Source organism: Bradyrhizobium sp. BR 10261, assembly GCF_019455395.1.
In the GTDB taxonomy this organism is placed as follows: domain Bacteria; phylum Pseudomonadota; class Alphaproteobacteria; order Rhizobiales; family Xanthobacteraceae; genus Bradyrhizobium; species Bradyrhizobium manausense.
Map to the genome: position 1 here is coordinate 169,347 of NZ_JACOFQ010000011.1, position 23,382 is coordinate 192,728.

General features: G+C 63.3%; 22 protein-coding genes and 1 pseudogene. 10 read left to right on the forward strand and 13 right to left on the reverse strand.

The genetic code is table 11. The features are described 5' to 3' along the window. Positions 1-51: 51 nt before the first annotated feature. Positions 52-174 (forward strand): annotated as a pseudogene (locus HYH07_RS15465) (nitrite reductase, copper-containing); the annotation flags it as partial. An 82-nt stretch (positions 175-256) separates the two neighbouring features. On the opposite strand, the gene HYH07_RS15470 reads toward HYH07_RS15465, so the two are convergent. The 3 genes from HYH07_RS15470 to HYH07_RS15480 form a co-directional block, all read right to left on the reverse strand. Beyond that, entirely contained in the window at positions 257-724 is a 468-nt protein-coding gene (locus HYH07_RS15470) for an N-acetyltransferase (RefSeq protein ID WP_228749560.1), read from the reverse strand. A 190-nt stretch (positions 725-914) separates the two neighbouring features. Beyond that, positions 915-1,565: a 3-oxoacid CoA-transferase subunit B gene (locus HYH07_RS15475; RefSeq protein WP_057757348.1), complete on the reverse strand. Its 651-nt coding sequence runs from the start codon at positions 1,563-1,565 to the stop codon at positions 915-917. A gap of 24 nt (positions 1,566-1,589) precedes the next feature. Then, on the reverse strand, positions 1,590-2,297 hold the full coding sequence (locus tag HYH07_RS15480; RefSeq protein WP_057757346.1) for a CoA transferase subunit A: 708 nt from the start codon (positions 2,295-2,297) through the stop codon (positions 1,590-1,592). A 299-nt stretch (positions 2,298-2,596) separates the two neighbouring features. Here HYH07_RS15480 and HYH07_RS15485 point away from each other — a divergent pair, with 299 nt between their 5' ends. Further along, positions 2,597-4,486 carry an AsmA family protein gene (locus HYH07_RS15485; RefSeq protein WP_220003329.1) on the forward strand — a complete coding sequence of 630 codons (1,890 nt, stop codon included), beginning with the start codon at positions 2,597-2,599 and terminating at the stop codon, positions 4,484-4,486. 87 nt (positions 4,487-4,573) lie between these two features. On the opposite strand, the gene dctA is transcribed toward HYH07_RS15485, so the two are convergent. After that, entirely contained in the window at positions 4,574-5,959 is a 1,386-nt protein-coding gene (gene dctA / locus HYH07_RS15490) for a C4-dicarboxylate transporter DctA (protein ID WP_220003271.1), read from the reverse strand. A 50-nt stretch (positions 5,960-6,009) separates the two neighbouring features. Next, on the reverse strand, positions 6,010-7,083 hold the full coding sequence (locus tag HYH07_RS15495) for a 4-oxalomesaconate tautomerase (RefSeq protein WP_220003272.1): 1,074 nt from the start codon (positions 7,081-7,083) through the stop codon (positions 6,010-6,012). A gap of 119 nt (positions 7,084-7,202) precedes the next feature. On the opposite strand from HYH07_RS15495, the gene HYH07_RS15500 reads away from it, so the two are divergent. The 4 genes from HYH07_RS15500 to HYH07_RS15515 all read left to right on the forward strand — a co-directional run bounded on the left by HYH07_RS15500 (position 7,203) and on the right by HYH07_RS15515 (position 11,747). Beyond that, positions 7,203-8,177: a LysR family transcriptional regulator gene (locus tag HYH07_RS15500; RefSeq protein ID WP_220003273.1), complete on the forward strand. Its 975-nt coding sequence runs from the start codon at positions 7,203-7,205 to the stop codon at positions 8,175-8,177. 367 nt (positions 8,178-8,544) lie between these two features. Next, on the forward strand, positions 8,545-9,930 hold the full coding sequence (locus HYH07_RS15505) for an ABC transporter substrate-binding protein (protein ID WP_220003274.1): 1,386 nt from the start codon (positions 8,545-8,547) through the stop codon (positions 9,928-9,930). A 96-nt stretch (positions 9,931-10,026) separates the two neighbouring features. Beyond that, entirely contained in the window at positions 10,027-10,899 is an 873-nt protein-coding gene (locus tag HYH07_RS15510) for a carbohydrate ABC transporter permease (protein ID WP_220003275.1), read from the forward strand. Beyond that, on the forward strand, positions 10,896-11,747 hold the full coding sequence (locus tag HYH07_RS15515; protein ID WP_057757332.1) for a carbohydrate ABC transporter permease: 852 nt from the start codon (positions 10,896-10,898) through the stop codon (positions 11,745-11,747). Before HYH07_RS15510 ends, HYH07_RS15515 begins: the two co-directional genes overlap by 4 nt. Here HYH07_RS15515 and HYH07_RS15520 read toward each other — a convergent pair. From HYH07_RS15520 to HYH07_RS15545, 6 genes are all read right to left on the reverse strand, one after another. Then, positions 11,744-12,244, reverse strand: coding sequence for a DUF6622 family protein (locus tag HYH07_RS15520; protein ID WP_220003276.1), 501 nt, complete (start codon positions 12,242-12,244; stop codon positions 11,744-11,746). The two genes, HYH07_RS15515 and HYH07_RS15520, sit on opposite strands and share 4 nt — an antisense overlap. A 13-nt stretch (positions 12,245-12,257) precedes the next feature. Beyond that, positions 12,258-13,070 carry an ABC transporter permease gene (locus tag HYH07_RS15525; protein ID WP_220003277.1) on the reverse strand — a complete coding sequence of 271 codons (813 nt, stop codon included), beginning with the start codon at positions 13,068-13,070 and terminating at the stop codon, positions 12,258-12,260. Position 13,071: 1 nt separating this feature from the next. Then, positions 13,072-13,983, reverse strand: coding sequence for an ABC transporter permease (locus HYH07_RS15530; protein ID WP_220003278.1), 912 nt, complete (start codon positions 13,981-13,983; stop codon positions 13,072-13,074). Continuing rightward, positions 13,980-15,149, reverse strand: a complete 1,170-nt coding sequence (locus HYH07_RS15535) for an ABC transporter ATP-binding protein (protein ID WP_220003279.1) — start codon at positions 15,147-15,149, stop codon at positions 13,980-13,982. The genes HYH07_RS15530 and HYH07_RS15535 overlap by 4 nt, the downstream gene beginning before the upstream one ends. A gap of 171 nt (positions 15,150-15,320) precedes the next feature. Further along, positions 15,321-16,790, reverse strand: coding sequence for a glycerol-3-phosphate dehydrogenase (locus tag HYH07_RS15540; RefSeq protein WP_220003280.1), 1,470 nt, complete (start codon positions 16,788-16,790; stop codon positions 15,321-15,323). Positions 16,791-16,828: 38 nt separating this feature from the next. Further along, complete coding sequence (locus HYH07_RS15545; RefSeq protein ID WP_220003281.1) at positions 16,829-19,507, reverse strand: EAL domain-containing protein; 2,679 nt, start codon at positions 19,505-19,507, stop codon at positions 16,829-16,831. 208 nt (positions 19,508-19,715) lie between these two features. On the opposite strand from HYH07_RS15545, the gene HYH07_RS15550 reads away from it, so the two are divergent. Next, the gene (locus HYH07_RS15550; protein ID WP_220003282.1) at positions 19,716-20,819 is read left to right on the forward strand and encodes an NAD(P)/FAD-dependent oxidoreductase; all 1,104 of its coding nucleotides are present in this window, start codon (positions 19,716-19,718) and stop codon (positions 20,817-20,819) included. A 300-nt stretch (positions 20,820-21,119) separates the two neighbouring features. Here the strand turns inward: HYH07_RS15550 and HYH07_RS15555 are convergent, their stop codons facing one another. Next, positions 21,120-21,302, reverse strand: coding sequence for a YdcH family protein (locus tag HYH07_RS15555; protein WP_057757317.1), 183 nt, complete (start codon positions 21,300-21,302; stop codon positions 21,120-21,122). 329 nt (positions 21,303-21,631) lie between these two features. Here HYH07_RS15555 and HYH07_RS15560 point away from each other — a divergent pair, with 329 nt between their 5' ends. The 3 genes from HYH07_RS15560 (at position 21,632) to HYH07_RS15570 (ending at position 22,490) form a co-directional block, all read left to right on the forward strand. Further along, positions 21,632-21,838, forward strand: coding sequence for a YdcH family protein (locus HYH07_RS15560; RefSeq protein WP_018641547.1), 207 nt, complete (start codon positions 21,632-21,634; stop codon positions 21,836-21,838). A gap of 170 nt (positions 21,839-22,008) precedes the next feature. Continuing rightward, the gene (locus HYH07_RS15565) at positions 22,009-22,215 is read left to right on the forward strand and encodes a hypothetical protein (RefSeq protein WP_057757315.1); all 207 of its coding nucleotides are present in this window, start codon (positions 22,009-22,011) and stop codon (positions 22,213-22,215) included. Between the two features lie 23 nt (positions 22,216-22,238). Then, positions 22,239-22,490, forward strand: a complete 252-nt coding sequence (locus HYH07_RS15570) for a hypothetical protein (protein WP_220003283.1) — start codon at positions 22,239-22,241, stop codon at positions 22,488-22,490. An 81-nt stretch (positions 22,491-22,571) separates the two neighbouring features. On the opposite strand, the gene HYH07_RS15575 is transcribed toward HYH07_RS15570, so the two are convergent. Beyond that, positions 22,572-23,282 carry a GGDEF domain-containing protein gene (locus tag HYH07_RS15575; protein WP_220003284.1) on the reverse strand — a complete coding sequence of 237 codons (711 nt, stop codon included), beginning with the start codon at positions 23,280-23,282 and terminating at the stop codon, positions 22,572-22,574. Positions 23,283-23,382: the final 100 nt, after the last annotated feature.

Consider the following 23,382-nt stretch of genomic DNA (forward strand, 5'->3'; position numbering starts at 1 on the left):
GGCGCACACTGCATCCGTCATCAAACGCTTTTCAGATGAAGGATGCTTCCGATGTTTACCCGCAGAGCCGCATTGATCAGCGCCGCCGCGACCGCCCTGATGCTGGCAACTCCCGCCTTCGCCGCCAGCGATCTCAACCTGCCCCGGCAGAAGGTAGAGCTGGTCCCCCCGCCCTCCGACTCGCCGGGCGAAGCCTTCACCGACACCGAAGAAGTGATGAAGAAGCTCATCCCCTCGCACGTCGTGCGCGGCTTGCTCAAATCATCCGCGCTAACATCCGAAAGCCCGGCGCACCAATGATCGCCTCGAAAGCGGGATCGCGCTTCTCGTCCGCGAACGCAAAGCCTGCCTTGGTGTAAGCGCGCTCGGCCGGTTCATTGCCGATCAGGAACGATATCGTCGCGCGGCGGAAGCCGGCTGCCTTTCCCTTTGCCAGCGCGGATTCGATCAATGCCTGGACGAGGCCGCGGCCGCGATAGGCGGGATCGGTCGCGACGTGCTCGATCATCCAATCGCCTTCGCCGCCCTGGACCCAGCAATTGCGGATATAGACGCCGCGTCGGCGGATCGCCTCCAGCTCCGGCGCGGTTAGCCCGGTCGCCGCGCCGACCTCCTCGATTGCAGCCCACGCCGCAGGGCCGGTGCCGGCCGCAGGCACGGCACAGAGCGCAGCGGCAGCTTGGCCATCGCATTCAGCGACGAGAAAATTTGAATAGTGCCACATTGACACGGCCTGCGCGGTCGCGATGCGCGCGATGAAATCGCGGCACTGCTGCTCCGGCCAGCCGAGGGCAATATCGAACCAGCCGCGCGGCCGGTAGCCGCGCTGCGATAGCAGGATAGTTCTGGCGATGAAATCGGCGTCGTCGGGACGCGCAGACCGGATCGTCAGGCGCGCCCCCTTCGCGAAGACCTTACGTGTTCGTCAGCGCGACGCGGAATTCGGCTTCGGTCTTGGCCTTGACCTCGTCGAGCGTGACGCCGTCGGCGAGCTCGATCAGCGCCATGCCGCCGTCACCGTGCTTGTCGATGGTGAAGACGGCCAAGTCAGTCACGACCATGTCTACGACGCGCTCGCCGGTCAGCGGCAGATTGCACTTCTTCAAGAGCTTCGGGCCATCCTTGGCGGAATGCTCCATCACCACGACGACGCGCTTGACGCCGGCGACGAGGTCCATCGCGCCGCCCATGCCCTTGACCATCTTGCCGGGGATCATCCAGTTGGCGAGATCGCCGTTCTGGGCCACCTGCATGGCGCCGAGGATCGACAGATCCATGTGGCCGCCGCGGATCATGCCGAAGGAATCCGCGCTCGAGAAATACGAGGTCGAAGGCAGCTCGCTCACGGTCTGCTTGCCGGCGTTGATGAGATCGGCGTCCACCTCGTCCTCATAGGGGAACGGGCCCATGCCGAGCATGCCGTTCTCGCTCTGCAGGCTGACGTCGACGCCATCAGGAATGTAGTTCGAGACCAGCGTCGGGATGCCGATGCCGAGATTGACGTAATAACCGTCGCGCAACTCCTTGGCGGCACGAGCGGCCATCTGTTCACGGGTCCAGGCCATATGACTCTCCTAAGGGGTTGCGAGTTAAGCCGCGGGCCGCGGACGGGTGTTGCGGAATTCGATGCGCTTCTTGGCCGTGCCGACCTCGACGATGCGCTTCACGAAAATGCCGGGCGTGTGGATGTGATCGGGGTTGAGTTCACCGGCGGGAACCAGGTGCTCGACCTCGGCCACGGTAATCTTCGCGGCGGTCGCCATCATCGGGTTAAAATTGCGCGCGGTCTTGCGATAGATCAGGTTGCCGGCGGTGTCGCCCTTCCAGGCGTGCACGATGGCGAGGTCGGCGAACAGGCCGCGCTCCATCAGATACTTCTCGCCGTCGAACTCCTTTACTTCCTTGCCTTCGGCGATCAGCGTGCCGACGCCGGTCTTGGTGTAGAACGCCGGGATGCCGGCGCCGCCGGCGCGGATGCGCTCGGCAAGCGTGCCCTGCGGGTTGAATTCGAGTTCCAGCTCGCCCGCGAGGAATTGCTGAGCGAACAGCTTGTTCTCGCCGACATAGGACGAGATCATCTTCTTGATCTGGCGGGTCTCCAGCAGGCGAGAGAGTCCGATGCCGTCGACGCCGGCATTGTTCGAGACGACCGTCAGACCCTTCACGCCGGAGTCGCGGATCGCATCCGACAGCGATTCGGCGATGCCGCAGAGGCCGAAGCCGCCGGACATGATCATCATGTTGTCCTTGAGAACGCCCTCGAGCGCCGACTTAGCGTCGGGATAGACCTTGTTCATGCAAAACCCTCGACTTAAACCTGAGAGGCGTCGCGCCCGCCCTTGTTGGTGGCGATTATTAGGCGAAATCGTCCGAAGCCGTCAATGATACGGGGTTCTCCGTTCCGAGAGGCGGTGCTAGAAGCTGCCCACGCCGTGGGCAGAACCGTCCGCGGCCTTGAAAGCGACAAGAAAACCCATCAAGTTGCGGCACTTAACATAACAGGACTTGGACAGGATCTTGGGCGCGGGGCGCGCAGGTTTCCCGGCCCGCCTTAACTAGCTCAAACGACCAACCCGATCAGGACATGCCATTGACCATGGCCCAAGGAATGAAGCGCCTCGGGACGCCGATTGCGGCGCTGCTCGGCGTCGTGCTGGTCGCCCTGATCGCGACCTCCTGGCTCATCAACCGCGACGCGCTGCGCAAGGCGGTCGAAGCGCAGATCCGCGACGTCACCGGGCTCGAGCTCAGCGTGGCGGGTAACATCGACATTTCCGTGCTGCCGGCGAGCTACATCTCCTTCCATGACGTCGGCCTCAAGGGCGGCGGCACCACCGATCCCGCGCTCCATGTCGACGTGCTCACCGCCAACCTTCGGCTGCTGCCGCTGCTGCTGCAACGGTTCGAGATCGCCGACTTGACGCTGCTGCGGCCGCATATCCATGTCAGCCTGAAGCCGGACGGCGAGAGCAACTGGACACCGTTCATCCAGACCATTGCGCGGACGATGAAGCCCGGCGTCGACAACAAGGTCTCATTTTCCGAGATCAGGATCCAGGATGGCCTGCTCGACTATCTGGACGTCGCCACCAATGCCACCGAGAAGTTTGAGGACATCGACCTGTCGCTGGCCTGGCCCTCGATCTCGCGCTCCTTCGCCGCAACCGGGCAGTTCGACTGGCGCGGCGAACGCGTCGACGGCTCGATCAGCTTTGCCGATTTCGTCGCGGCGCTCTCGGGCGAGCGCTCCGGCCTGAGGGCGCGGATCGCAAGTAACCCGCTCAAGCTCGCTTTCGACGGCAGCGTCGCCAATCGCACCAGCCCGATGATGGAGGGCACGCTCACCATCGACAGCCCGTCCTTGCGCAACGCGCTGCGCTGGACCGGCCAGCCGCAGCCCGGCAGCGGGGGCTTCGGCCGCTTCGCGCTGAAGGCCCGCGCCAATGTCGTTGGCGCCTCAATCGCGCTGACCAACGTCAATGTCGAGCTCGACGGCAACGCCGCCGAAGGCGTCATGACCTATGTCAATAACGGCCGGCAGACTCTGCAGGCGACGCTCGCTGCCGACGCGCTCGACTTCACGCCTTATATCTCCACCTTCCGCCTGCTCGCGAGCGGCGCGCGCGATTGGAACAGGCAGCTGTTCGATCTCAACGGATTGTCGAGCACCGACCTCGACATGCGCCTCTCGGCGGCGAAGCTGACGGTCGGCCCGACCAAGCTCGGCCGCACCGCGATCGGTGCCAATTTGCGCAACGGCACGCTGGCGCTCTCGGTCGGCGAGGCCCAGGTCTATGGCGGCATCGCCAAGGGCTCGTTCGGCATCTCGCGCGCTGACACGGTTGCCGACATCAAGGCGCAATTCCAGTTCACCGACGTCGACCTTCAGGCCTGCGCTACCGAACTGTTCGGCCTCAACAAGCTGTCCGGCCGCGGCAACGTCAACGTGTCTCTCGTCGCCTCCGGCTCGAGCCCGTTTGGCCTCGTGCAGTCGCTCGACGGCACCGCCAGCGTGACCGGGCACGACGGCGCCATCTCCGGCTTCAACGCCGAGCAGCTCCTGAAGCGGCTCGAGCGCCGGCCGCTGTCCGGCGGCGGCAATTTCCGCAACGGCTCGACGCCTTACGACAACCTCACCATCGCAGTGAAATTCGCCGACGGGATCGCCACGGCCGAGGACATCCGCATCGAGGGACCTGCGGCGAAGATCACGCTGACCGGCACCGCGTCGGTGCCGACGCGCGAATACGATATGAAGGGTGTGGCGAGCCTGAACACGACATCGGGCTTTCAACTGCCCTTCATGGTGCAGGGTCCGTGGGACGATCCGCTGATCTTCCCCGACCCCGAAGCCCTGATCCGGCAGTCGCCAGCGGCATCTCCGTTCCTCGACCTCCTGAAGCAACGCATCACCGGCGGCAAGCGGCAGGCGCCGGAGGGTTCGCCGACGGCGGAGAACGCCAAGGAAAACGCGAAGTCCAACTAAAGCGCGATGCGATCGGGATGAATCGTGATCGCGCTTTACGCCGCCGGGCTGCCTTTGAACAGGACGACCGGTTCATCCGAGGCGACATCAAGCGGCGGATTTCGCCGTCGAAATCCAACTCTCGTTCTCCTGTATCCCTTTTGCTCCCCCCATCGCGGAGCCGACCGCGACGTCGAGAGTGCCGCGCTGCCCGAGTTCACGGGCCAACACCTCACGATCACAGGCGTTTTCCCACAGCGAAACGGTGATGGCCGCGACGCAGTTGCTGATCATGCTTGTCAGTGCCCGCGCCTCCGACATGAAGCGGTCGATGCCGACGAGCAGCGCTACGCCGGTCACAGGCAAATCCGGCATGACGGTGAGAGTTGCGACAAGCGCGACGAAGCCACTGCCGGTGACGCCGGCCGCCCCTTTGGACGTCAGCAGCATCAGTCCGAGCATCGCCGCGATCTGTCCCCAGGACAGATGGATGTCGCAGGCCTGCGCGATGAAGATCGACGCCAGGGTGAGATAAATGGCGCTGCCGTCCAGATTGAAGGAGTAGCCCATCGGCAGCACAAGCCCCGACACCCCTTTCCGGCACCCGAGCTGCTCCAGCTTGCGCAACGCGCCAGGCAGCGCTGGCTCCGACGATGACGTGCCGAGCACGATCAGCAGCTCTTCCTTGAAGTAGCGGATGGTCCTCCACAGGCTGAAGCCATTCAGCCGCGCCAGCGTCCCGAGCACGACGACCACGAAGACGGAGCAGGCGACATAGAATGTCAGGATCAGCAGCCCAAGTGAGCCGATCGAGCGGATGCCATAGCGGCCCACCGTGAACGCCATGGCGCCAAAAGCACCGAGCGGAGCGAGCTTCATGATGAAGCCGAAGGAGACAAACAGAACCTGTGAGAACGATTCAATCGCCTTCGTCACGACGGCACCGCCGTCGCCGGCACGGCTCAGGCCAAAGGCGATCAGGATGGAGACCAGCAGGACCGGCAGCACTTCGCCGTCGGCGAAGGCGCCAAAGAACGAATGCGGGATGATGTGCAGCATGAAATCGGCGAACCCGGTCGCGGTTGCCTGCTTGGTGAATTTCGCAGCCACCGACGGATCCAGCGTATTGACGGACACATGCATGCCCGTGCCAGGCTGGATCAGCAACACCGCGATCAGCCCTGCGAGCAAGGCGAGCACGGTCAGCAGGTAGAACAGCGCCATGGATTTCACCAGGGTGCGGCCGACCTCCCGGGAATCGCTGATGCTGTTGATGCCGCTCACGATGGTGCAGAATACGATCGGCGCGATCATCATCTTGACGAGCTTGACGAAGCCGTCTCCGAGGGGCTTCAGCGCGGCACCAAATTCAGGCCAGAGATGGCCCGTGAGCACGCCCAGCGTCAGGCCGATCAGCACCTGGACATAGAGAATCCGGTAGAATGGCTTTCGCGGCTCGGCGTTCGCGGGCTCAGCCAGCGCTTGCATCTGCATTCTCGTTTCTCCCTTGGTCTGATTCTTGAAGTTCTAAGAGCAGTCCGGCGTCAGGCCGCCAGCACCGACTGAGGCAGGTGCGCTCGGCGGGCGAAGACGTGCCCCTCGAAAATTCGCCGGGCCGTCCGCTGCACCCGCGCCACCGGCCCGGGCTCCAGCCGAACCACGAGTTGGCCGGAAGGATGGGCCAGCGTGATCGGCACCGGCGGCGCGAGCGATCCCACCATGTCTGCGGCGAGCGTTCCGGGCGTGACACAGGCGGTCGCGATCGCGACGGCGCCGGTCACCGCCAGCGCGCTATGGCAGTCCTGCGGCATGAAGTACCTGACGTTCAGCGTCGCCTCGCTTGCGGGCGCGATCAGGACAGGTTTCGGAATCACCATTGCCGCTGAATTTGCAAAACCCATCAGGCGACCGGCCTCGATGCGCAAGTTCTCGAGACGTGCGCGGAAGCGGCTGTCGGTGAAATCCGAAGGTGCCTCCCGGCCGCTGCAGCCCAAATCCGCCGCGCGGACCAGCATGACCGGCATGGCCGCATCGATGCAGGTCACGTCGATGCCGTCGATGCGATCGACCGGTCGTCCCGTCGGCAGGAGGCGACCGGTGCGTGCGCCGGCCGCGTTGGGGAATGACAATTCGATGGGCGCAGCCGTTCCCGGTACACCGTCGATCCGCGCCTCGCCCTCGTAGGTCACCTGCCCTCGGGGCGTGGCAACCGTCGCATCGATCAGCTTGCCGGTGTTGACATTGTGGATACGCACATGGGTGCGCTCTGAGGCGGCGGTCACCAGGCCCGCTTCAATCGCGAACGGTCCCACCGCAGCCAGCATGTTTCCGCAATTGGGTGAGGTATCGACGATCCCCTCGCGAACCCGCACCTGGGCAAACAAATAATCGACGTCGGCACCGGGCACCGACCCCGGCCCGATGATCGCGACCTTGTTGATGACGGCATTGCCGCCGCCGATCCCATCGATTCCAAGATCGTGCCCGCCCCCCATGACCGATAGCAGGACCGCATCTCGCGCCCTCGGATCGGCGGGGAGATCCCTTGCCAGAAAGAACGGCCCGCGCGAGGTGCCGCCGCGCATGACCACACAGGGGATGGCAATCTGATCATTCATGAAGCTGTTCCGTTCGACGACGTCTTTGCCGCGAACCGACCATCCTCCTTTGCAACTCTTCTGTAAAATGCAAATATATGAACAATTAATGCGTTAATCGGTATAATAGGAGACCGGCCATGAATGCGGAGCTGCTCGACCTCAAGGCCTTCATCACCGTCGCCGAGACGGGGAGCTTCGTGCGGACTGCCAAGGCGCTGAACCTGTCTCAGCCGGCGCTCAGCCGACGCATTCAGAAGCTGGAAGAAAGCCTCGGTGCGCCCTTGCTCGAACGCTCGACGCGTCACGTCAATCTCACCATGACCGGCCGCGACCTCCTTCCGAAGGTTCGCCGCCTCATCGACGAGTTCGAGACCTCCGTACTCGCCATCCATGATATCGGCGCACGAAGTTCGGGCCTGGTCTCGGTGGCTGCGGTGCCGACGGCGGTGTTCTACTTCCTGCCACGTGCGATCGGCCGGTTTGCCGAAGCGTATCCGCGCATTCGCATCCGGATTCTGGACATCGGTGCCAATGAGGGATTGGAGGCGGTCGCGCGCGGGGAAGTCGACTTCGGCATCAATTTCATCGGAGCTTCGCATGCCGAAATCGAATTTGAGAAACTCCTCGAGGATCCTTTCGTCCTGGCCTGCCGTCATGATCATCCGCTGGCATCACGCAAACAGGTAAGCTGGTCGGAGATTGTTTCGCACCGGGTCATCACCGTTGGCCGCAACAGCGGCAATCGCGCATTGATCGACAATGCGCTGGCGCGACAGGGTCTGCAGCTGAATTGGTCCTATGAGGTCGCTCACCTCTCCGGTTCGCTCGGCCTGGTCGAAGAGGGACTGGGTATCGCCGTGTTGCCGAGGCTCGCGACACCCGCCGCCGGTCATCCGATCATTCGCACCATCAGGCTGATCGAGCCGGAGGTGTTGCGGACGATCGGTATTGTGCGCAGGCGCGGCGCGACGCTGTCACCTCATGCCAGCCAATTTCTCAAGATGCTCCTCGAGGCGTGGCGCTCACCGTCCCGGACGAGTGGACACGACAAGCCCCGCTCCACCGAGGCACGCTCGAATGCCGCTTCGACCGGCCCGAAAGGAAAGCGCTGAGTGCAGCGACGCACGATCGGCCCCTCGGACCAGGGTTCCGCGATCGATTCCCTGTTTCTTAACCTCCCTCGGCGCGGTGCGCCGGCCGGCCGTCGCGTTGCGCCGAGTGCTGACAACGAATACAAGCCGGCAGGTCTTTCCTGGCAGCTTCTGTGTCGCGCGCGGATGGTCCGTCGAGGCCGGAGCGCATCAGGCGAATTGATCGGGGCAAATTGATGCAGCGATTGGATCGATGCGGCGTTAAGCATCTCCGAGCGCCCGGCACCCATCGACCTAGGTCTGACAACATGCCGCTAGATCGGATAGCGGCCATGGGCTAGTGTTTTATCCGACCGGTTAAAACACCGGCCGTTTGAGGGAGAAAAACGTGAGATCCAAGGTTATTGGCGCAGTGTCACTCGCGGTCGCTGCAGTTGGGCTGTTTGCAGCCGCCGCACCCGCCTTTGCGCAGCAGAAGGCGATTACGGTTTGGTGGGTCAAGGGCTTTTACAAGTCCGAGGACGAAGCGCTCGCCGAGACGATCAAGAAATTCGAAGCAAAGACCGGCATCAAGGTCGAATTGTCGCAGTACGCGATCCAGGACATGATTCCGAAGACCGTCGCGGCGCTCGATGCCGGCACCGTGCCCGACGTCGCCTATTCCGACAGCTACGACGTGCAGGTGCAGGGCAAGTGGGCCTATGAGGGCAAGCTCGAGGACCTCACCGACGTCATGGAGCCGATCAAGGATCGGTTCGTGCAGAATACGCTGGATGCGTCGATCCTCTATAACGACGTCGCCAAGAAGAAGGCCTATTACGGCTTCCCGCTGAAGCAGCAGAGCATGCACGTCCAGATCTGGAACGACATGCTGGAGAAGGCCGGTTTCAAGCAGAGCGACATTCCGAATGACTGGGAAGGCTATTGGAGCTTCTGGTGCGACAAGGTGCAGCCGGCGATCCGCAAGGCTACCGGCCAGCGCATCTATGCCGTCGGCCAGCCGATGGGCGTTGAATCCACCGACGCTTTCCAGTCGTTCTACACCTTCATGGACGCCTATCACGTCAAGCTGGTCGACGATGACGGCAAGCTCACCGTCGATGATCCCAAGGTTCGCGAGAACCTGATCAAGGCGATGAAGGACTACACCGACACCTACATTAAGGGCTGCACGCCGCCGTCCTCGACGACCTGGAAGGATCCGGACAACAACGTCGCCTTCCACAACAAGACCATCGTGATGACCCATAACTTCACGATCTCGATTGCGGCGAAATGGTACGAGGATTCGCAGAATCAGGCTCTCACTCAGGAGCAGCGCGACGCCGGCAAGAAGGCCTATGAGCAGGACATCATCACGGCGTCCTTCCCGAAGGCGCCTGACGGTTCGACCATCCGCTACCGCTCCGACGTCAAGACCGGGCTGGTCTTCACCGCGGCCAAGAACAAGGCCGAGGCCAAGCAGTTCATCAGCTTCCTGCTCCAGGAAGAGAACGTCCGTCCGTATATCGAGGGTGCTCTGGGCCGCTGGTTCCCGGTCACCAAGGCGAGCCAGGAAAGCCCGTTCTGGCAGGCTGACAAGCACCGCAAGGCCGTGCACGCGCAGTTCACCGGCGGCACTGCGCCGTTCGACTTCACCAAAAACTGGAAGTTCACGATCCTCAACAACGAGAACGTGTGGGCCAAGGCGATGAACCGGGTGGTCAGCGAGAAGGTGCCGGTCGACAAGGCGGTCGACGAACTGATCGCCCGCATCAAGCAGGTCGCGGGTTAAGTCCTGCAGGTCCCTCTCCCCGCTTTGCGAGGAGAGGTGTAAGAACAACACCGGTCGCGTTTCGCGGCCGGCTTCTCTTTTAAGAGTCCGAAAAGAATGGCGATTACGCTCTCTGGCGATCAGGCGATCCCCGCCCCACCCCTGACGTCGCGGCTGACCACCGCGCAGGTCTGGGGCATCGTGCTGCTCGCGCCCTATCTGCTCGTCTTCCTCGCCTTCGTCGTCTATCCCGTCTGCTACGGGCTGTGGCTGGCGCGGGCGCCGTCGAATTATGTCGCGCTCTACAACGATCCGATCTTCGCGCGCGCCGCGGTCAACACGCTGATCTTCCTGGTCATCGGCATCAACATCAAGATGCTGATCGCGCTGTTCCTGTCCGGCTTCTTCGCGCAGCAGCGCACCTGGATCAAATGGCTCTCGGTGATCTTCATCCTGCCCTGGGCGGTGCCGTCGATTCCGACCATCCTGTCGGTGCGCTTCATGCTCAACCCCGAATGGGGTATCATCAATCACTACATCTTCGCCTTCACCGGCGATGACGGCCCGAACTGGCTGAACGACCCGACCGTGGCGCTGACCATGGCGATCGGCGTGCACATCTGGAAGTCGCTGCCGTTCTGGACGCTGATCCTCATCACCGGGCGCCTTGCGATCGCGCAGGACCTGTTCGAGGCCGCCGAAGTCGACGGCGCGAACTGGTGGCAGAAATTCCGCTTCATCACCTGGCCGTCGATGCAGACGCTCTACGTCACCTGCACGCTGCTCTCGATGATCTGGACGCTGGGCGATTTCAACAGCGTCTATCTGCTCACCGGCGGTGGTCCGGCCGACCTCACGCACGTGCTGTCGACGCTCGGTATCCGCTATCTCCGGCTCGACCAGCTCTCGCTCGCGATGGCCTCCATCGTCTGCGCGATGCCGTTCGTCCTGCCGCTCGTCTACTTCATGATGAAACGGTTGTCGCGATGAAGCTTCCCTCCCTCCGTGACGTCGCGACGGAAGCGCGGCTGCTGCTGATCGGCATTCCCGTCTTCCTCTGGACGATGATTCCGATCTATCACATGTTCCTGTTCGCGATCTCGCCGAAGGAAGACGCGTTCTCGGGCAAGCTGTGGCCGGATCATCCGACGCTGCACAATTTCGAAATCGTGTTCAGGCAGCAGCACTATTTCCTGCGCGACTTCTACGTCCAGTTCTGGAATTCGACGCTGATCGCGGCCGCTGTGGGGGTGCTGACGCTGTTCATCGCCACGGCTGCGGCGTTCTCGATCTCGCGGCTGAAAGTGCCTGGCGGGCGCATAGTGCTGAACCTTGCGCTGTTCACCTACTTCATTCCCGCGGCGTTCCTCGCCGTGCCGATGTATCGCACCATGGGCAATTACGGCCTGCTCAACAATCACTGGGCGCTGATCCTGGCGATGGTGACGATCGCCTCGCCTTACGCGATCTGGGTGCTGAAACAGGCTTCCGACAAGCTCCCGGTCGAGCTGGACGAAGCCGCGGTGATGGACGGCGCGACAACGCTGCAGATCTTCCGCCTGGTCTATCTGCCGCTGATGATGCCCTCGCTGGTCGCGATCGGCACCTATGCGGTGCTGCTGGCCTGGAACGAATATCTCTACGCGTTCCTGCTGCTCTCGAACGACCGCGAGATCACGCTCCCCGTCGCGCTCGGCAACTTCCTCGCCGCAGACGATTCGCCCTGGGAGCTGCTGATGACCACCGGCTTCATCTACGCGCTGCCGCCGGCCGCGGTCTATTACGCCTTCCGCCGCTACATGGTGGGCGGGCTGACGGCGGGTGCGGTGAAGTCCTAGACATCCTGGGCGCGCTTGCCGCGATAGGCGAGCAGCAGCGCGATCATGGAACCGAAGAAATAGCCGGCGGTCGCGCCAGAGATGGCGCGGCCGACGACGATTGCGAGCGCCCGGTCGCCTGCGTCGATGGCGGAGATCACGCTCACCGTGTATTGCAGGGTGAACACGACGAGATTGCGAATCAGCGCGAACGCGCTGCCTGGACGGATGATCTCTCCCGTCTTGTGATCGACATCGAACGGACGCGGTGTCAGCACGCCGAGCGGCAGCAGCACGATCGCTGCGACGACCCACGCGACCAGCGGCCATTGGCTGTCCTGATGTCCGAAACCGATCCTCGAAACGCCCCAGACGATGAAGACGGCGGGGACGATCAATGCACGCCAGATCGGCGCCTTGCGCGGCTGCATCGACTTGATGCCCTGCCAGACCAGATAGGCCAGCAGGATCCACACCCAAAGCGGGGTGTGGATCAGGATTTGGTAGGCGAACATCATGACCAATATCCTTCTACAGAGGCGCAGCGCTCTCGCCCTGCGAGCTCGACAGTTTTGAAGCGAGCGAGGCGAGGACGATGACGACCGCGATCAGGGCGATCACCAGCGTGCAGATCGCATTGACCTCCGGTTTCACACCAAGTCGCACCTCGGAATAGATCCGGATCGGCAGCGTCGCCGAGCCGGGGCCGGTGGTGAAGCTCGCGATCACGAGGTCGTCGAGCGAGAGCGTGAAGGCGAGCATCCATCCGGCGACGATCGCAGGCGCGATCAGCGGCAGCGTCACCGACAGGAAGGCGCGCACGGGCGCGCAACCGAGGTCCATCGCCGCCTCCTCCAGCGAGCGGTCGAGCGAGCCGAGGCGCGACTGCACGACGACGGCGACGAAACACATCGTCAGTGTGGTGTGCGCGATCGTCACGGTCCAGAAGCCGCGCTCGGCGTCCAGCGCCACGAACAGCAGCAGCAGCGACAATCCCGTGATCACCTCCGGCATCACCAGCGGCGCATAGAGCATGCCGGAGAACAGCGTGCGGCCGCGAAAGCGCTCGCCGCGCGACAGCGCCACCGCGGCCAGCGTGCCGAGCAGCGTGGCGATGGTCGCGGAGGCGACCGCGACGCGCAGGCTCATCCAGGACGCCTCGATCATGGCGCGGTCGGCGAAGAACTCGCGATACCAGCGCAGCGACCAGCCGCCCCACACCGTCACCAGGCGCGAGGCGTTGAAGGAATAGATGACGAGGATGAGGATCGGCAGATAGAGGAAGGCGAGCCCCAGCGCGAGCGAGGCGATATTGAAGCGGGACAGGCGGGTGAATTTGCGCATCTCACCGCTCCTCAAGCTGCCGACGCTGCAGCCGCTCATAGAGCAGAAGCGGCAGCAGCAGCACGACGAGCAGCACGATCGCCGCGGCTGAGGCCACCGGCCAATCCTTGTTGGTGAAGAATTCGAGCCACAGCGTCTGCCCGATCATCAGCGAGCTGGAGCCGGCGAGCAGATCCGGGATCACGAACTCGCCGACCACAGGGATGAAGCAGAGCAGCACGCCGGCGCCGACGCCGGGCAGCGACAGCGGGAAGGTCACGAGCCAGAACACCTGCCAGGGCGGCGCACCGAGATCCCCCGCCGCTTCCTCAAGCACCGGCTCCATCTTGGCGAGCGTGGCATAGAGCGGCAGGATCATAAACGGCAGGTAGGAATAGACGATGCCGATATACATCGCGGTGTCGGTGGAGAGCCACACCACCGGCTGATGGACCAGGTGCAGCGCAAGCAGGATCTGATTGAGCAGGCCGTCGTGCTGAAGGATGTTGATCCAGGCATAGATGCGGATCAGGAACGAGGTCCAGAACGGCACGATCACCAGCACCATCGCCACCGCCTGCCAGCGTTTTGGCAGTCGCGCCATGCCATAGGCGATGGGATAGCCGATCAGGAGCAGCAATGCGGTCGCCGCCACGGCAACGGTCAGGCTGCGCAGATAGGCGAACACATAGATGTCGTCGGAGGCGAGCAGCTTGAAATTGTCGATCGAGAGCGCAGCAAAGGCTGCATGAATGGCGGTCCACCCTGCCGTCAGGTCGAACACCGGCTCATAAGGCGGCTGCGCGATCGCGGTCTGCGACAGGCTGATCTTCAGCACGAAGCCGAAGGGCACCAGGAAGAACAGCACCATCCAGACATAAGGCGCGATCGCGGCGAAGCGCGCCGGCCGCGCGAAAATCCGGCGCGCGCTCATGACGGCAGCACCACGCAGTCATCGGGCGTGAACCAGGCGACGATTTGCTGGTTCAGGCTATAGGCATCGACATCGAGGCGCGCACTGTTGGCGACCGAGGCCTGCAGCATTCCACCGGTATCAAGCTTCACCTTGTAGGTGGTGGTGCCGCCAAGATAGCAGACGTCGGCGATCACGCCGTCGAGCCGGTTGATCGCCGTTGCGTGGCCGGCCTCGCTCACCGGGCCGCGACGCGACAGCTTGACCTTCTCGGGACGGATCGCGACCGAGAACTTTCCTTCGCCGACCGGTTCACGCGGCTCGGCGACAACCAGCGCGCCGGCATCGCGCGTGCCGACGACGAGGCGATGACCGTCGCGCAATTTGGACTCGGCGTCGAACAGATTGATGTCGCCGACGAACTCCGCGATCCAGCGCGAACGCGGCGCCTCGTAGAGATCGCGCGGGGCGCCGACCTGCGCAAGCTTGCCTGACTTCATCACGCCGATCCGGCTGGCCATCGTCATCGCCTCTTCCTGGTCGTGGGTGACAATGATGAAGGTCATGCCGAGCCGACGCTGCAGCTCCATGAGCTCGCCTTGCGTGTTTTCGCGCAGCTTCTTGTCGAGGGCTGCGAGCGGCTCGTCGAGTAGCAGAAGCTGCGGCCGGCGCGCCAGCGCCCGGGCCAGCGCGACGCGCTGGCGCTGGCCGCCGGAGAGCTGGTCCGGCTTGCGCTTCTCCAGCCCCTCGAGCTTGACCAGCGCGACCATCTCCGCGACGCGCGTCGCGATGCCGGACCGCGCCATATTGGCGCGCTTGAGACCGAAGGCGATGTTGTCGCGCACCGACAGATGCGGAAACAGCGCGTAGTTCTGGAACATCATGTTGATCGGACGCTCATGCGGCAGCGCCTGCGCGATGTCCTTGCCGCCGAGCAGGATGCGCCCTTCGTCCGGGGCCTCGAAGCCCGCGAGCATGCGCAGCAGCGTGGTCTTGCCGCAGCCGCTGGGGCCGAGCAGCGCAAAGAACTCGCCGGCCTTGATCTCGAGCGACACGCCGTCGACCGCACGGAATGTCCCGAACGTCTTGGCCACGTCCTCGATGCGCAGCAGCGGCTCGCCCGCGGCCGGATGCGCATCTCCTGCCGTTTTCGCCCCGGCATCCCTTCTCGGCAATTCGTCAGTCATAGGCCCTGCCAACCCCAATGCCGCCGCACGCTAGCGGCGGATCGTCCTTTGCTCAACCGGTTCGGGCGGTAACTTCCATTGATGCCCCGTAGCCCGGATGGAGCGCCAGCGGGGCAGTTCATCGGCTCGGAGACTTTCCCGGATTGCGCTTCGCTCCATCCGGGCTACCGCTCAACCGGTTCGAGGTGGGTTCGCCATGAACGCAGCCAGCGCATCACGGTCCGCGGCAGGCATGGTCAGGCCGAGCTTGGAGCGGCGCCACAGGATGTCCTCGGGAAAGCGCGCCCATTCCGCGGCCATGAGATAGCGCACCTCGGCGCCGGTCAGGTCGGGGCCGAAGCTTGGGCCGAGCTCTTCGCGTGTCTTCGCCTCGCCCAGCACATCAGGCAATCGCGAGCCGTAGGCGGCAACCATGCGCCGGGCTTGCGGCTCCGATAGGAAGCGCCAGCGGTGGCACGCGAGATCGACCTCGGTCTCGAAGCGATCCCAGGCGAAATCGCCGCCCGGCAAGGCTGCGCCGGAAGTCCAGGGCCGCGACATCGGATAGAACGGCGTCATCAGCGCCACCGCCCGTTCGGCGCGGAAGCGCGAGGTCGTGATCGCGCCGCCGAACATCGTGAGCAGCGGTGCCTTGCGCCGGCGCGCGTGGAACAACGTCGTGCCGTCGCGTCGCCGCGCCGACGCAGGCACCAAATTGACGCCGGTGACCGTGCGCACCACGTCGGTCGGCGCGATGCGCTCGCGGAAATAGCGGTTGACGGCCTCGCAGAGATAGCTGACATCGGCGCCCGGCATCGCGACGATGGCGGGATCGCCGGTGAAATCATGGGTGACGGTGCCGACCAGCGTGAAGTCGCGCTCGAATGGGCTGGCAAAGATCAGCCGGCCATCGTTGTTCTGGAACACATAGACATTGTCGGACTCGAACAACCTGGGCACGATGATCTGGCTCATCTGCACGGCCGCCATGGCCGGCTGCGGCAGCCGCAGCACGGTCTCCGCGACCATCGACGTCCAGGCGCCGCTGGTGTTGGCCAGCGCGCGGGCCGTGATCGTGCGGCGATGACCGCGATCGACGACAGCGAGCCGCCAAGTATCGGTCCTGTCGGCCCGGACACAACGCGCCCCGGTCCGGATCGCGGCGCCACGTTCGGCGGCATCCAGTGCCGTGAGCACCACCAGGCGCGAATCGTCGACGACGCAATCGGCGTATGCGAAGGCAATGCCGAACGGCCGCTTCAGCGCGTTACCGACCGGATGATGCGTGATGTCGAGCGTCGTCGATGCCGGAAGGCCGTCGCGGTTCGCCAGGGCGTCATAAACATACAGGCCCGCCCGCAGCAGCCAGGGCGGACGCTCGTCGGCATGGGCCGGGATCACAAAACTCATCGGCCGCACCAGATGCGGCGCGATCCGCAGCCAGATCCGGCGCTCGGCCAGTGCCCGGCGGACGCGCCACAAGCCGCGCCGCTCCAGCACCGACAGATCGCCATGGATCAACCGAGGGGTCGCCGATGAGGCCGCACCGCCGAGATCACCCTGCTCGATCAGGATCACCCGCAGCCCGCGGCCGGCGGCATCACGGGCAAGGCTGACACCGTTCAGGCCACCACCGATGATCGCGAGGTCGTAATCCGCCATGAAACCGTGAAAGGGAGCGAGCCAAGTACCCGCCACCACTAGCCGGTCTTGAGCGCAAGCTCCATGGCCTCGCCGCGGCCGACGAGGTCGGCATATTTTCCGATGGGCAGCGGCTTGCCGAGCAGATAACCCTGCACACCGTCGCAGCCCTCCTTGGCAAGGAAAGCGAGCTGATCGAGCGTCTCGACGCCCTCGGCGATGATTGACATTTCGAGGCCGTGGCCGAGATCGATCACGGCGCGAACGATCGCCGCCGATTGCGGGTTGCGGCCGAGATTCATGATGAAGGCGCGATCGATCTTGATCTTGTCGAACGGGAAGGCCTGGAGATAGCTCAGCGAGGAATAACCGCTGCCGAAATCGTCCATCGAGATACGAACGCCCAGCGCCTTCAGACGGCGCAGCAGCGCCAGGCCGCGATCAAAGTCCTCGATCAGCACGCCTTCGGTGATTTCCAGCTCGAGCCGGCCGGGCGCAAGCCCCGTCTCGATCAGGATCGAATGGACGAGACCGACCACGTCACCGTGCATGAACTGCGCCGGCGACAGATTGACCGCGACCTGCATTGGCTTCGGCCACGACGCCGCCTCGCGGCAGACCTCGCGCAGGATCCATTCGCCCATCTCGACGATCAGGCCGCTTTCTTCCGCGATCGGGATGAATTCGGCCGGCGAGACCTGGCCGCGCACCGGGTGCTGCCAGCGCGCCAAGGCCTCGAAGCCGATGATCTCGCTCTCGGCAACGCTGTTGCGCGCGATGCCCTGCGGCTGGAACGCCAGCGAAAGCTCGCCATTCTTGATCGCCTTTGACAGGTCCTGGTGCAGCACGCGGCGGTCGCGGATCTGCTGGTCCATCTCGGGCTGGTAGAGGCTGATCGTGCCGCGCGATTTCTGCTTGGCGCGGAACAGAGCTGCGCCGGCATTGGCGAGCAGCGAGGCACCATCGGGACCATTGTGCGGAAAGACCGACATGCCGGTGGTGATACCGGCGCGGACCGCGCGGCCGTCGATGTGGAATTCCGGCGCGAGCGCCTCGTCAAGCTGCTGCGCCAGCGTGAGGCCCGCGTCGGGCTGCTTGCCGTCGATGATCAGGCCGAACTCGTCGCCGGACAGGCGCGCCACCAGGCCGCCGCGTGCTGTGTCCTGCAGCCGCTGCGCCACCTCGATCAACAGCTTGTCGCCAAGCGCATGGCCGAACACGTCGTTGACCTCCTTGAGGCCGTCGAGATCGACGCACAGGACCGCGAACTCCTCGTCGGTGCCTTCGCAGGCTTCGATCATCTGGGTCAGCGCCTGAAGGAAGGCAGCGCGGTTCGGCAAATCGGTGAGGCCGTCGTGGTAGGCCATGTGCGCCATCCGCGACTCGGTCTGCCGGCGGTTGGTGACATCCTCATGGGTCTTGATCAGATATTGCGGCTCACCGGAATCGTTGAGCACGGTGGCACGCCGGGTCAGGAACAGGCGCAAGCCGTCCTTGGTGGAGATCGGATGCTCCTCGGTGATCATCCCGCGTTTTTTGATGGCGGCCTCGTCGCGCGCGATGATCAGCTTGGCTTCCTTGGCATTGAAGATGTCGGAGGCAGTCAGGCCGGTGGCTTCCTCGCGCCGGCGGTTCAGAATCGTCTCGGCGCTGCGGTTGGCGAGCAGGTAGCGGCCGTCCTTGACCTGCTCCACGATCAACGCCACCGGAATGTTGTCGACCACAAGCTCGAGGAACTTCTTGGTGCTTTCCAGCTCCATCGACAGCGATTGCCGATCGGTGATGTTCTCGAACACGATCAGCAGGAACTCCGGCTTGTTGCTCTCGTTGCGGACCACGATCCGGATCGAGGCCACCTTGCGCCGGGCCGCGTCGACCTCGACCTCGAATTCGTTGCGATATTGTCCTCCGGGCGCCAGCAATGCGGCCCGATCGGTCGCCTCGATGCTGTCAGCCGATTTCAGGCCGAACAGCTCGCGCGCATTCTTGCCGACGACCTGGTCCCGCGAAAAGCCCCAGAAGTGCTCATAGGCCCGGTTGGCGAAGATATAACGACCGTCCTCGATGTTCTTCGCGGCGACGCAAGCCGGAACGTTGTCCAGCACCGTTTCCAGGAACTGCTTGGTCGAGGCGAGCTGCCGCGAGAGTGCGCGCTGCTCGCTGACGTCGAGATGGGTCGCCACCGAGCCGCCATTGGGCAGCACGAAGTACTTAACCAGAATGGCGCGGCCATCGGACAGTTCCGTGACCAGGCCATTAGGACTCGCCGCCTTCTCGTAGAACTCATCGTCAGAAACGCCAAGAACGCCGCGTTTGCGGCGCAACCCGAGGATGTCGTAGCCGGTCATGCCGGTCCACAGGTCCGAGCGCGCAAGACCGTAGATTTCGAGATAGCGGTCGTTGCAGAAGATGATGCGCCGCTGCGCATCCGTCATCACCACGCCCTGGTTGAGATTGTTCATGGCGGAGGAGATGAAGGCGTTGCGCCGCAACTGCGAACGGTTGCTCCGGCGCTGGGCGGAGTGGATCCACAGCGCGATAGCAACCAGGAACGCGCAGACGACAACGCCGCCGATCAGGGCTTCCCAGACCAGAATGGGATCGACATCGCCAAGCTGGTTGAGCGAAACGAATCCGTTGGCATAGGCACGCGAAGGCGCGACCGCGCTGGTCAGGCACACGAGGGCCTGTACAGCAATCGGAAGCATGCTGCCTTCCTGCCAGTTCTTCTCAGCCATCGGCCACCCGCAATTTCAACTGCGGATTGTCTGGCTTCACGGGTTTGGATCGGGTAAACGCCTGTAGGCCCAACAGAAAAATGTGACGTGAAATACGGCAATTGCCCTGACATGATAAATGCTTTCTTAACGGATAACGCCCGCGCAGCGCGTTTCCCAGGCAAACCGGAACCATCGGCACCACCTTCGTCGGGACTTCTGCATCGCCATGGATAGGGTGGATTGCGTCGTCGTCGGAGCCGGCGTGATCGGGCTCGCGGTGGCAAGGAGGCTCGCACAGGCCGGGCGCGAGGTGATCGTGCTCGAGGAAGCCGAGGCCATCGGCACCGTGACCTCCTCACGCAACAGCGAAGTGATCCATGCCGGGATCTACTACCGTGCCGGAAGCTGGATGGCGCGCATGTGCGTCAGCGGCAAGCATGCGCTGTATCGCTATTGCGACGAGCGCGGCATTCCGCACAAGAACTGCGGCAAGCTGATCGTCGCGACCAATGCGAATGAAACCGAGAAGCTGCAATCGATCAAGGCGCATGCCGAGGCCAATGGCGTGCTCGACATGCAGTTGCTGTCCGGCGAGGCCGCGCGCGCGCTGGAGCCGGCTCTGGCCTGCGACGCCGCCCTGCTGTCGCCGTCGACAGGCATCATCGACAGCCATGCCTATATGCTCTCACTGCGGGGTGAGGCCGAGGAGGCGGGCGCGGCCTTTGCGTTTCACACGCCGCTGATCCGCGCCAAGGCGGAGGCGGGCGTGATCGAGCTCGAAGCCGGCGGCGAAGCGCCGATGACGTTGCAATGCGACCTGCTCGTCAATGCCGCGGGATTGTCGGCGACATCAGTAGCGCGCCACATCGACGGCATGCCGATCGACCGGATTCCGCCGGCCTATCTCGCCAAGGGCAATTATTTCAGCTGCAATGCGCGCGCGCCGTTCTCGCGCCTGATCTATCCGGTGCCCGAACCCGGCGGGCTTGGGGTGCATCTGACGCTGGACATGGCAGGACAGGCGCGATTCGGCCCCGATGTCGAATGGATCGAGACGATCGACTATGAGGTCGATCCGTCGCGCGCCGAGCGGTTCTATCCTGCAATCCGCAAATACTGGCCGACGCTGCCCGATGGCGCGTTGATGCCGAGTTATTCGGGCATCCGCCCCAAGATCGTACCGCCGGCGGTGGCAACGCAGGATTTTCTCATGCAGGGTCCGCGCGACCATGGTGTCGCAGGACTGATCAATCTGTTCGGCATCGAATCGCCGGGACTGACGTCGTCGCTCGCGATCGCGGACCACGTCGCAGAGCTCGCGGAAATCTAGAGCACGATCCGGAATAGCGTGAAGCGGTTTTCCCTCGCGACATCAGCGGAACGCGTTTGCGCGGAGATCATGCTCAAACAAAGAGCTAAAGCGCGATGACGATTCAACCCAATCTCATCGCGCTTGAGAGAGCGCTTGCGCGCGAAGTGAAAATCGGTTCGCGTCAAGAAAACGCGTCCAAATAAAACCCGCTGCACGACGATGATCGCGCGGGTGCGCACCTTGCCGCAGGGACGAGCGCAAAGGCTTTCGTCCCTGCCTGAAAGGATACGATCAAACTTGACGCTGTTACGGGGGTTACTAGTGAAGCGTGTCGCCGGTCTGCTTCAGTCGTTCAATCTGGTCCTTGACCATCAGTTTGCGGCGCTTCAACTCAACAATTTGCAGGTCGTCTGTTGAAAGGTGCACGAGCGCTTCGTGCAATTCGTTTTCGAGAGTTTTGTGCTTCCGTTCCAATTCAACCAGATGTGCCTGAATTGTCATTCGAAACCTCCTCGGTAGGGGTGAACCTTGGATTCGATCCGGACGCGCAAGTGTACATCAGCGATTCGTTCTGTCGATATGTATCCGTCGTTAGACGGTCATTTTTGAAAATTCATATGTAATGAAGCGTGAGTAAGGAACCGCGCGTCGAAAAATCCATGATATCAATGTGCTTGCGCCGCGCGCTTCCCGAATCGTCGAAATATCTTGCGGGAGAGGGGTGCAGGAGGGCCGCAGATCGCTTGCGATCACGCCGCGCAAGGACGATAATTTCCACAGGGCATCCACAGCCTTGATCTCAAGCCTTTCGGTTTTCGGCCACCGCAGACATGACCCATGAAGACGAGCGTGAACTCGAAGCCGAGCTCACCCGGTTGCAGCAGGAACACCGAGATCTCGACGCGGCGATCGATGCACTGCATCAATCGCCTGCCCCCGACCTGTTGCGGTTGCAGCGGTTGAAGAAACGCAAGCTGTTGTTGCGGGACCGTATCGCGTTCATCGAAGACCAGATTACCCCTGACATCATTGCCTGATCCGTGAGCGGTCGCGGATTTGCCGCCACGTGAATCCACTTGACTCAAAAAGAACAAAAGAAGAACATCAATCCCACCGCCCCAAGAACACCTAAGGCTAACGCCCAAGGCTAACACCCAAGGCTAACGCCCACAGCTAATACCCAAGGACACCCGCAAGGACACCGCCGATGTCAGTCCCAGCCCTTCTCGACCACAGCCACTATGAACAGGCCTGCGATCAGGCGATCGCGATGTGCGACGGCAACCTGCGCAGCACCATCAAAGCGCTGATCATGGCCAACGAATATCTGGAAGCCGAGCTGGAAGAATTGCAGGCGGCGATTTCCGCCGGCTGCATTCCGGAGGCTTCGCGCAGCAGGAGCAGCGCCGCCTAAGACCCCACCATTGGAGCAACGCCATGTCAGATGTGACCTACTACGTTGCAATGCCCTTCCTGATCGATGCCGACGGATCGCCTGTCGCGGGCGCGGCAGAAGAATGCCAGAGCCCTACGGCCGCGCTGCGGCGCGCCGAAGCCTTAGCACGCGGCACCGGCCATATCGGCGCAGTCGCGTTCAGTCGCAGCGGCGATCCCATGACCGGTGAATTCGGCGATGCCACGCTGCTGCGCAAATTCGGCAACGTGCCGGAAGATCTCGCAACACTGTAGAGTCTTATTGTTTGAGCATGATCTCTTCGGAAAACCGCTGCACACTTTGCGCTAAAGCGGCCCTTCGGGTCGGATCATGCGCTAGCTGATCCCCGGCTCGTGGCGCCGGTGCGCCTTGCGCACATACATGGCGGCATCGGCCTCCTCCAGCGCACGAGCAGCATCTGAGTGCGCACCGAGCAGCGCGACACCGGCGGAGGCGCCCGCGGTCACGTGCTGCCCGCGAAAGGTGAACGACAAATCGTCGATCGCCTGCTCCAGGATGGCAGCCTTCGCCTTGGCGTCGGTCTCGCTGAGATTCCACAACAGCAGAGCAAACTCATCGCCACCGCGACGGCCGACCACATCCGACGCGCGGATCTGTCGCGTCAGCGTGTTCGCAATCGCCTTGAGCACCTCGTCGCCGGCAGCATGGCCGAAGGAATCATTGATCGGCTTCAGCCGGTCGACGTCGAGCACGATCAGCGCACCGCTGGCACGGTAGCGCTTCATGTAAGCGATGGCGCGCTGGAGCTCGCGCTCGAAGCCGCGCCGGTTGGGAATGTCGAGCAGGAAATCGGTGTCCGCTGCAGCCTCGAGCTCGGCGATGCGTCGAAGCGCCTGCGCGAGCTTGGTCCGCAGGTTGCGGATGGTCGCCTTGCTGCTGTCCTTGCCGGCCTCCTTGGCGCCGATAGCGGTCACGCGACGCGGCGCGGCAGCCGCAGCCCGCTTGGCTGCAGCTTTCGTTCGGCGCCCGCTGGTTTTCCGGCCCTTTTTGGCCTTCACAGCGGTCGCCCTTTTCGGTTTCTTCATGGGCATCCTGCTCAATGAAGGCTTGCGGGGATTCACCAAGACAGGATAGTGCATTCCCTTCTCCTTGCCACCGCCTTGCGAGCCGCCGGCCGGAACCGTT

What these genes read in the sequence shown, in the direction of transcription:
- HYH07_RS15485 (WP_220003329.1), top strand. Translation starts at nt 2,597, where the DNA reads ATGGCCCAAGGAATGAAGCGCCTCGGGACGCCGATTGCGGCGCTGCTC.
- HYH07_RS15480 (WP_057757346.1), bottom strand. Translation starts at nt 2,297, where the DNA reads ATGAACAAGGTCTATCCCGACGCTAAGTCGGCGCTCGAGGGCGTTCTC.
- HYH07_RS15495 (WP_220003272.1), bottom strand. Translation starts at nt 7,083, where the DNA reads ATGAATGATCAGATTGCCATCCCCTGTGTGGTCATGCGCGGCGGCACC.
- HYH07_RS15515 (WP_057757332.1), top strand. Translation starts at nt 10,896, where the DNA reads ATGAAGCTTCCCTCCCTCCGTGACGTCGCGACGGAAGCGCGGCTGCTG.
- HYH07_RS15500 (WP_220003273.1), top strand. Translation starts at nt 7,203, where the DNA reads ATGAATGCGGAGCTGCTCGACCTCAAGGCCTTCATCACCGTCGCCGAG.
- HYH07_RS15550 (WP_220003282.1), top strand. Translation starts at nt 19,716, where the DNA reads ATGGATAGGGTGGATTGCGTCGTCGTCGGAGCCGGCGTGATCGGGCTC.
- HYH07_RS15545 (WP_220003281.1), bottom strand. Translation starts at nt 19,507, where the DNA reads ATGGCTGAGAAGAACTGGCAGGAAGGCAGCATGCTTCCGATTGCTGTA.
- HYH07_RS15565 (WP_057757315.1), top strand. Translation starts at nt 22,009, where the DNA reads ATGTCAGTCCCAGCCCTTCTCGACCACAGCCACTATGAACAGGCCTGC.
- HYH07_RS15560 (WP_018641547.1), top strand. Translation starts at nt 21,632, where the DNA reads ATGACCCATGAAGACGAGCGTGAACTCGAAGCCGAGCTCACCCGGTTG.
- HYH07_RS15475 (WP_057757348.1), bottom strand. Translation starts at nt 1,565, where the DNA reads ATGGCCTGGACCCGTGAACAGATGGCCGCTCGTGCCGCCAAGGAGTTG.
- HYH07_RS15530 (WP_220003278.1), bottom strand. Translation starts at nt 13,983, where the DNA reads ATGAGCGCGCGCCGGATTTTCGCGCGGCCGGCGCGCTTCGCCGCGATC.
- HYH07_RS15525 (WP_220003277.1), bottom strand. Translation starts at nt 13,070, where the DNA reads ATGCGCAAATTCACCCGCCTGTCCCGCTTCAATATCGCCTCGCTCGCG.
- HYH07_RS15520 (WP_220003276.1), bottom strand. Translation starts at nt 12,244, where the DNA reads ATGATGTTCGCCTACCAAATCCTGATCCACACCCCGCTTTGGGTGTGG.
- HYH07_RS15510 (WP_220003275.1), top strand. Translation starts at nt 10,027, where the DNA reads ATGGCGATTACGCTCTCTGGCGATCAGGCGATCCCCGCCCCACCCCTG.
- HYH07_RS15535 (WP_220003279.1), bottom strand. Translation starts at nt 15,149, where the DNA reads ATGACTGACGAATTGCCGAGAAGGGATGCCGGGGCGAAAACGGCAGGA.
- HYH07_RS15540 (WP_220003280.1), bottom strand. Translation starts at nt 16,790, where the DNA reads ATGGCGGATTACGACCTCGCGATCATCGGTGGTGGCCTGAACGGTGTC.
- HYH07_RS15555 (WP_057757317.1), bottom strand. Translation starts at nt 21,302, where the DNA reads ATGACAATTCAGGCACATCTGGTTGAATTGGAACGGAAGCACAAAACT.
- dctA (WP_220003271.1), bottom strand. Translation starts at nt 5,959, where the DNA reads ATGCAGATGCAAGCGCTGGCTGAGCCCGCGAACGCCGAGCCGCGAAAG.
- HYH07_RS15470 (WP_228749560.1), bottom strand. Translation starts at nt 724, where the DNA reads ATGTGGCACTATTCAAATTTTCTCGTCGCTGAATGCGATGGCCAAGCT.
- HYH07_RS15570 (WP_220003283.1), top strand. Translation starts at nt 22,239, where the DNA reads ATGTCAGATGTGACCTACTACGTTGCAATGCCCTTCCTGATCGATGCC.
- HYH07_RS15575 (WP_220003284.1), bottom strand. Translation starts at nt 23,282, where the DNA reads ATGAAGAAACCGAAAAGGGCGACCGCTGTGAAGGCCAAAAAGGGCCGG.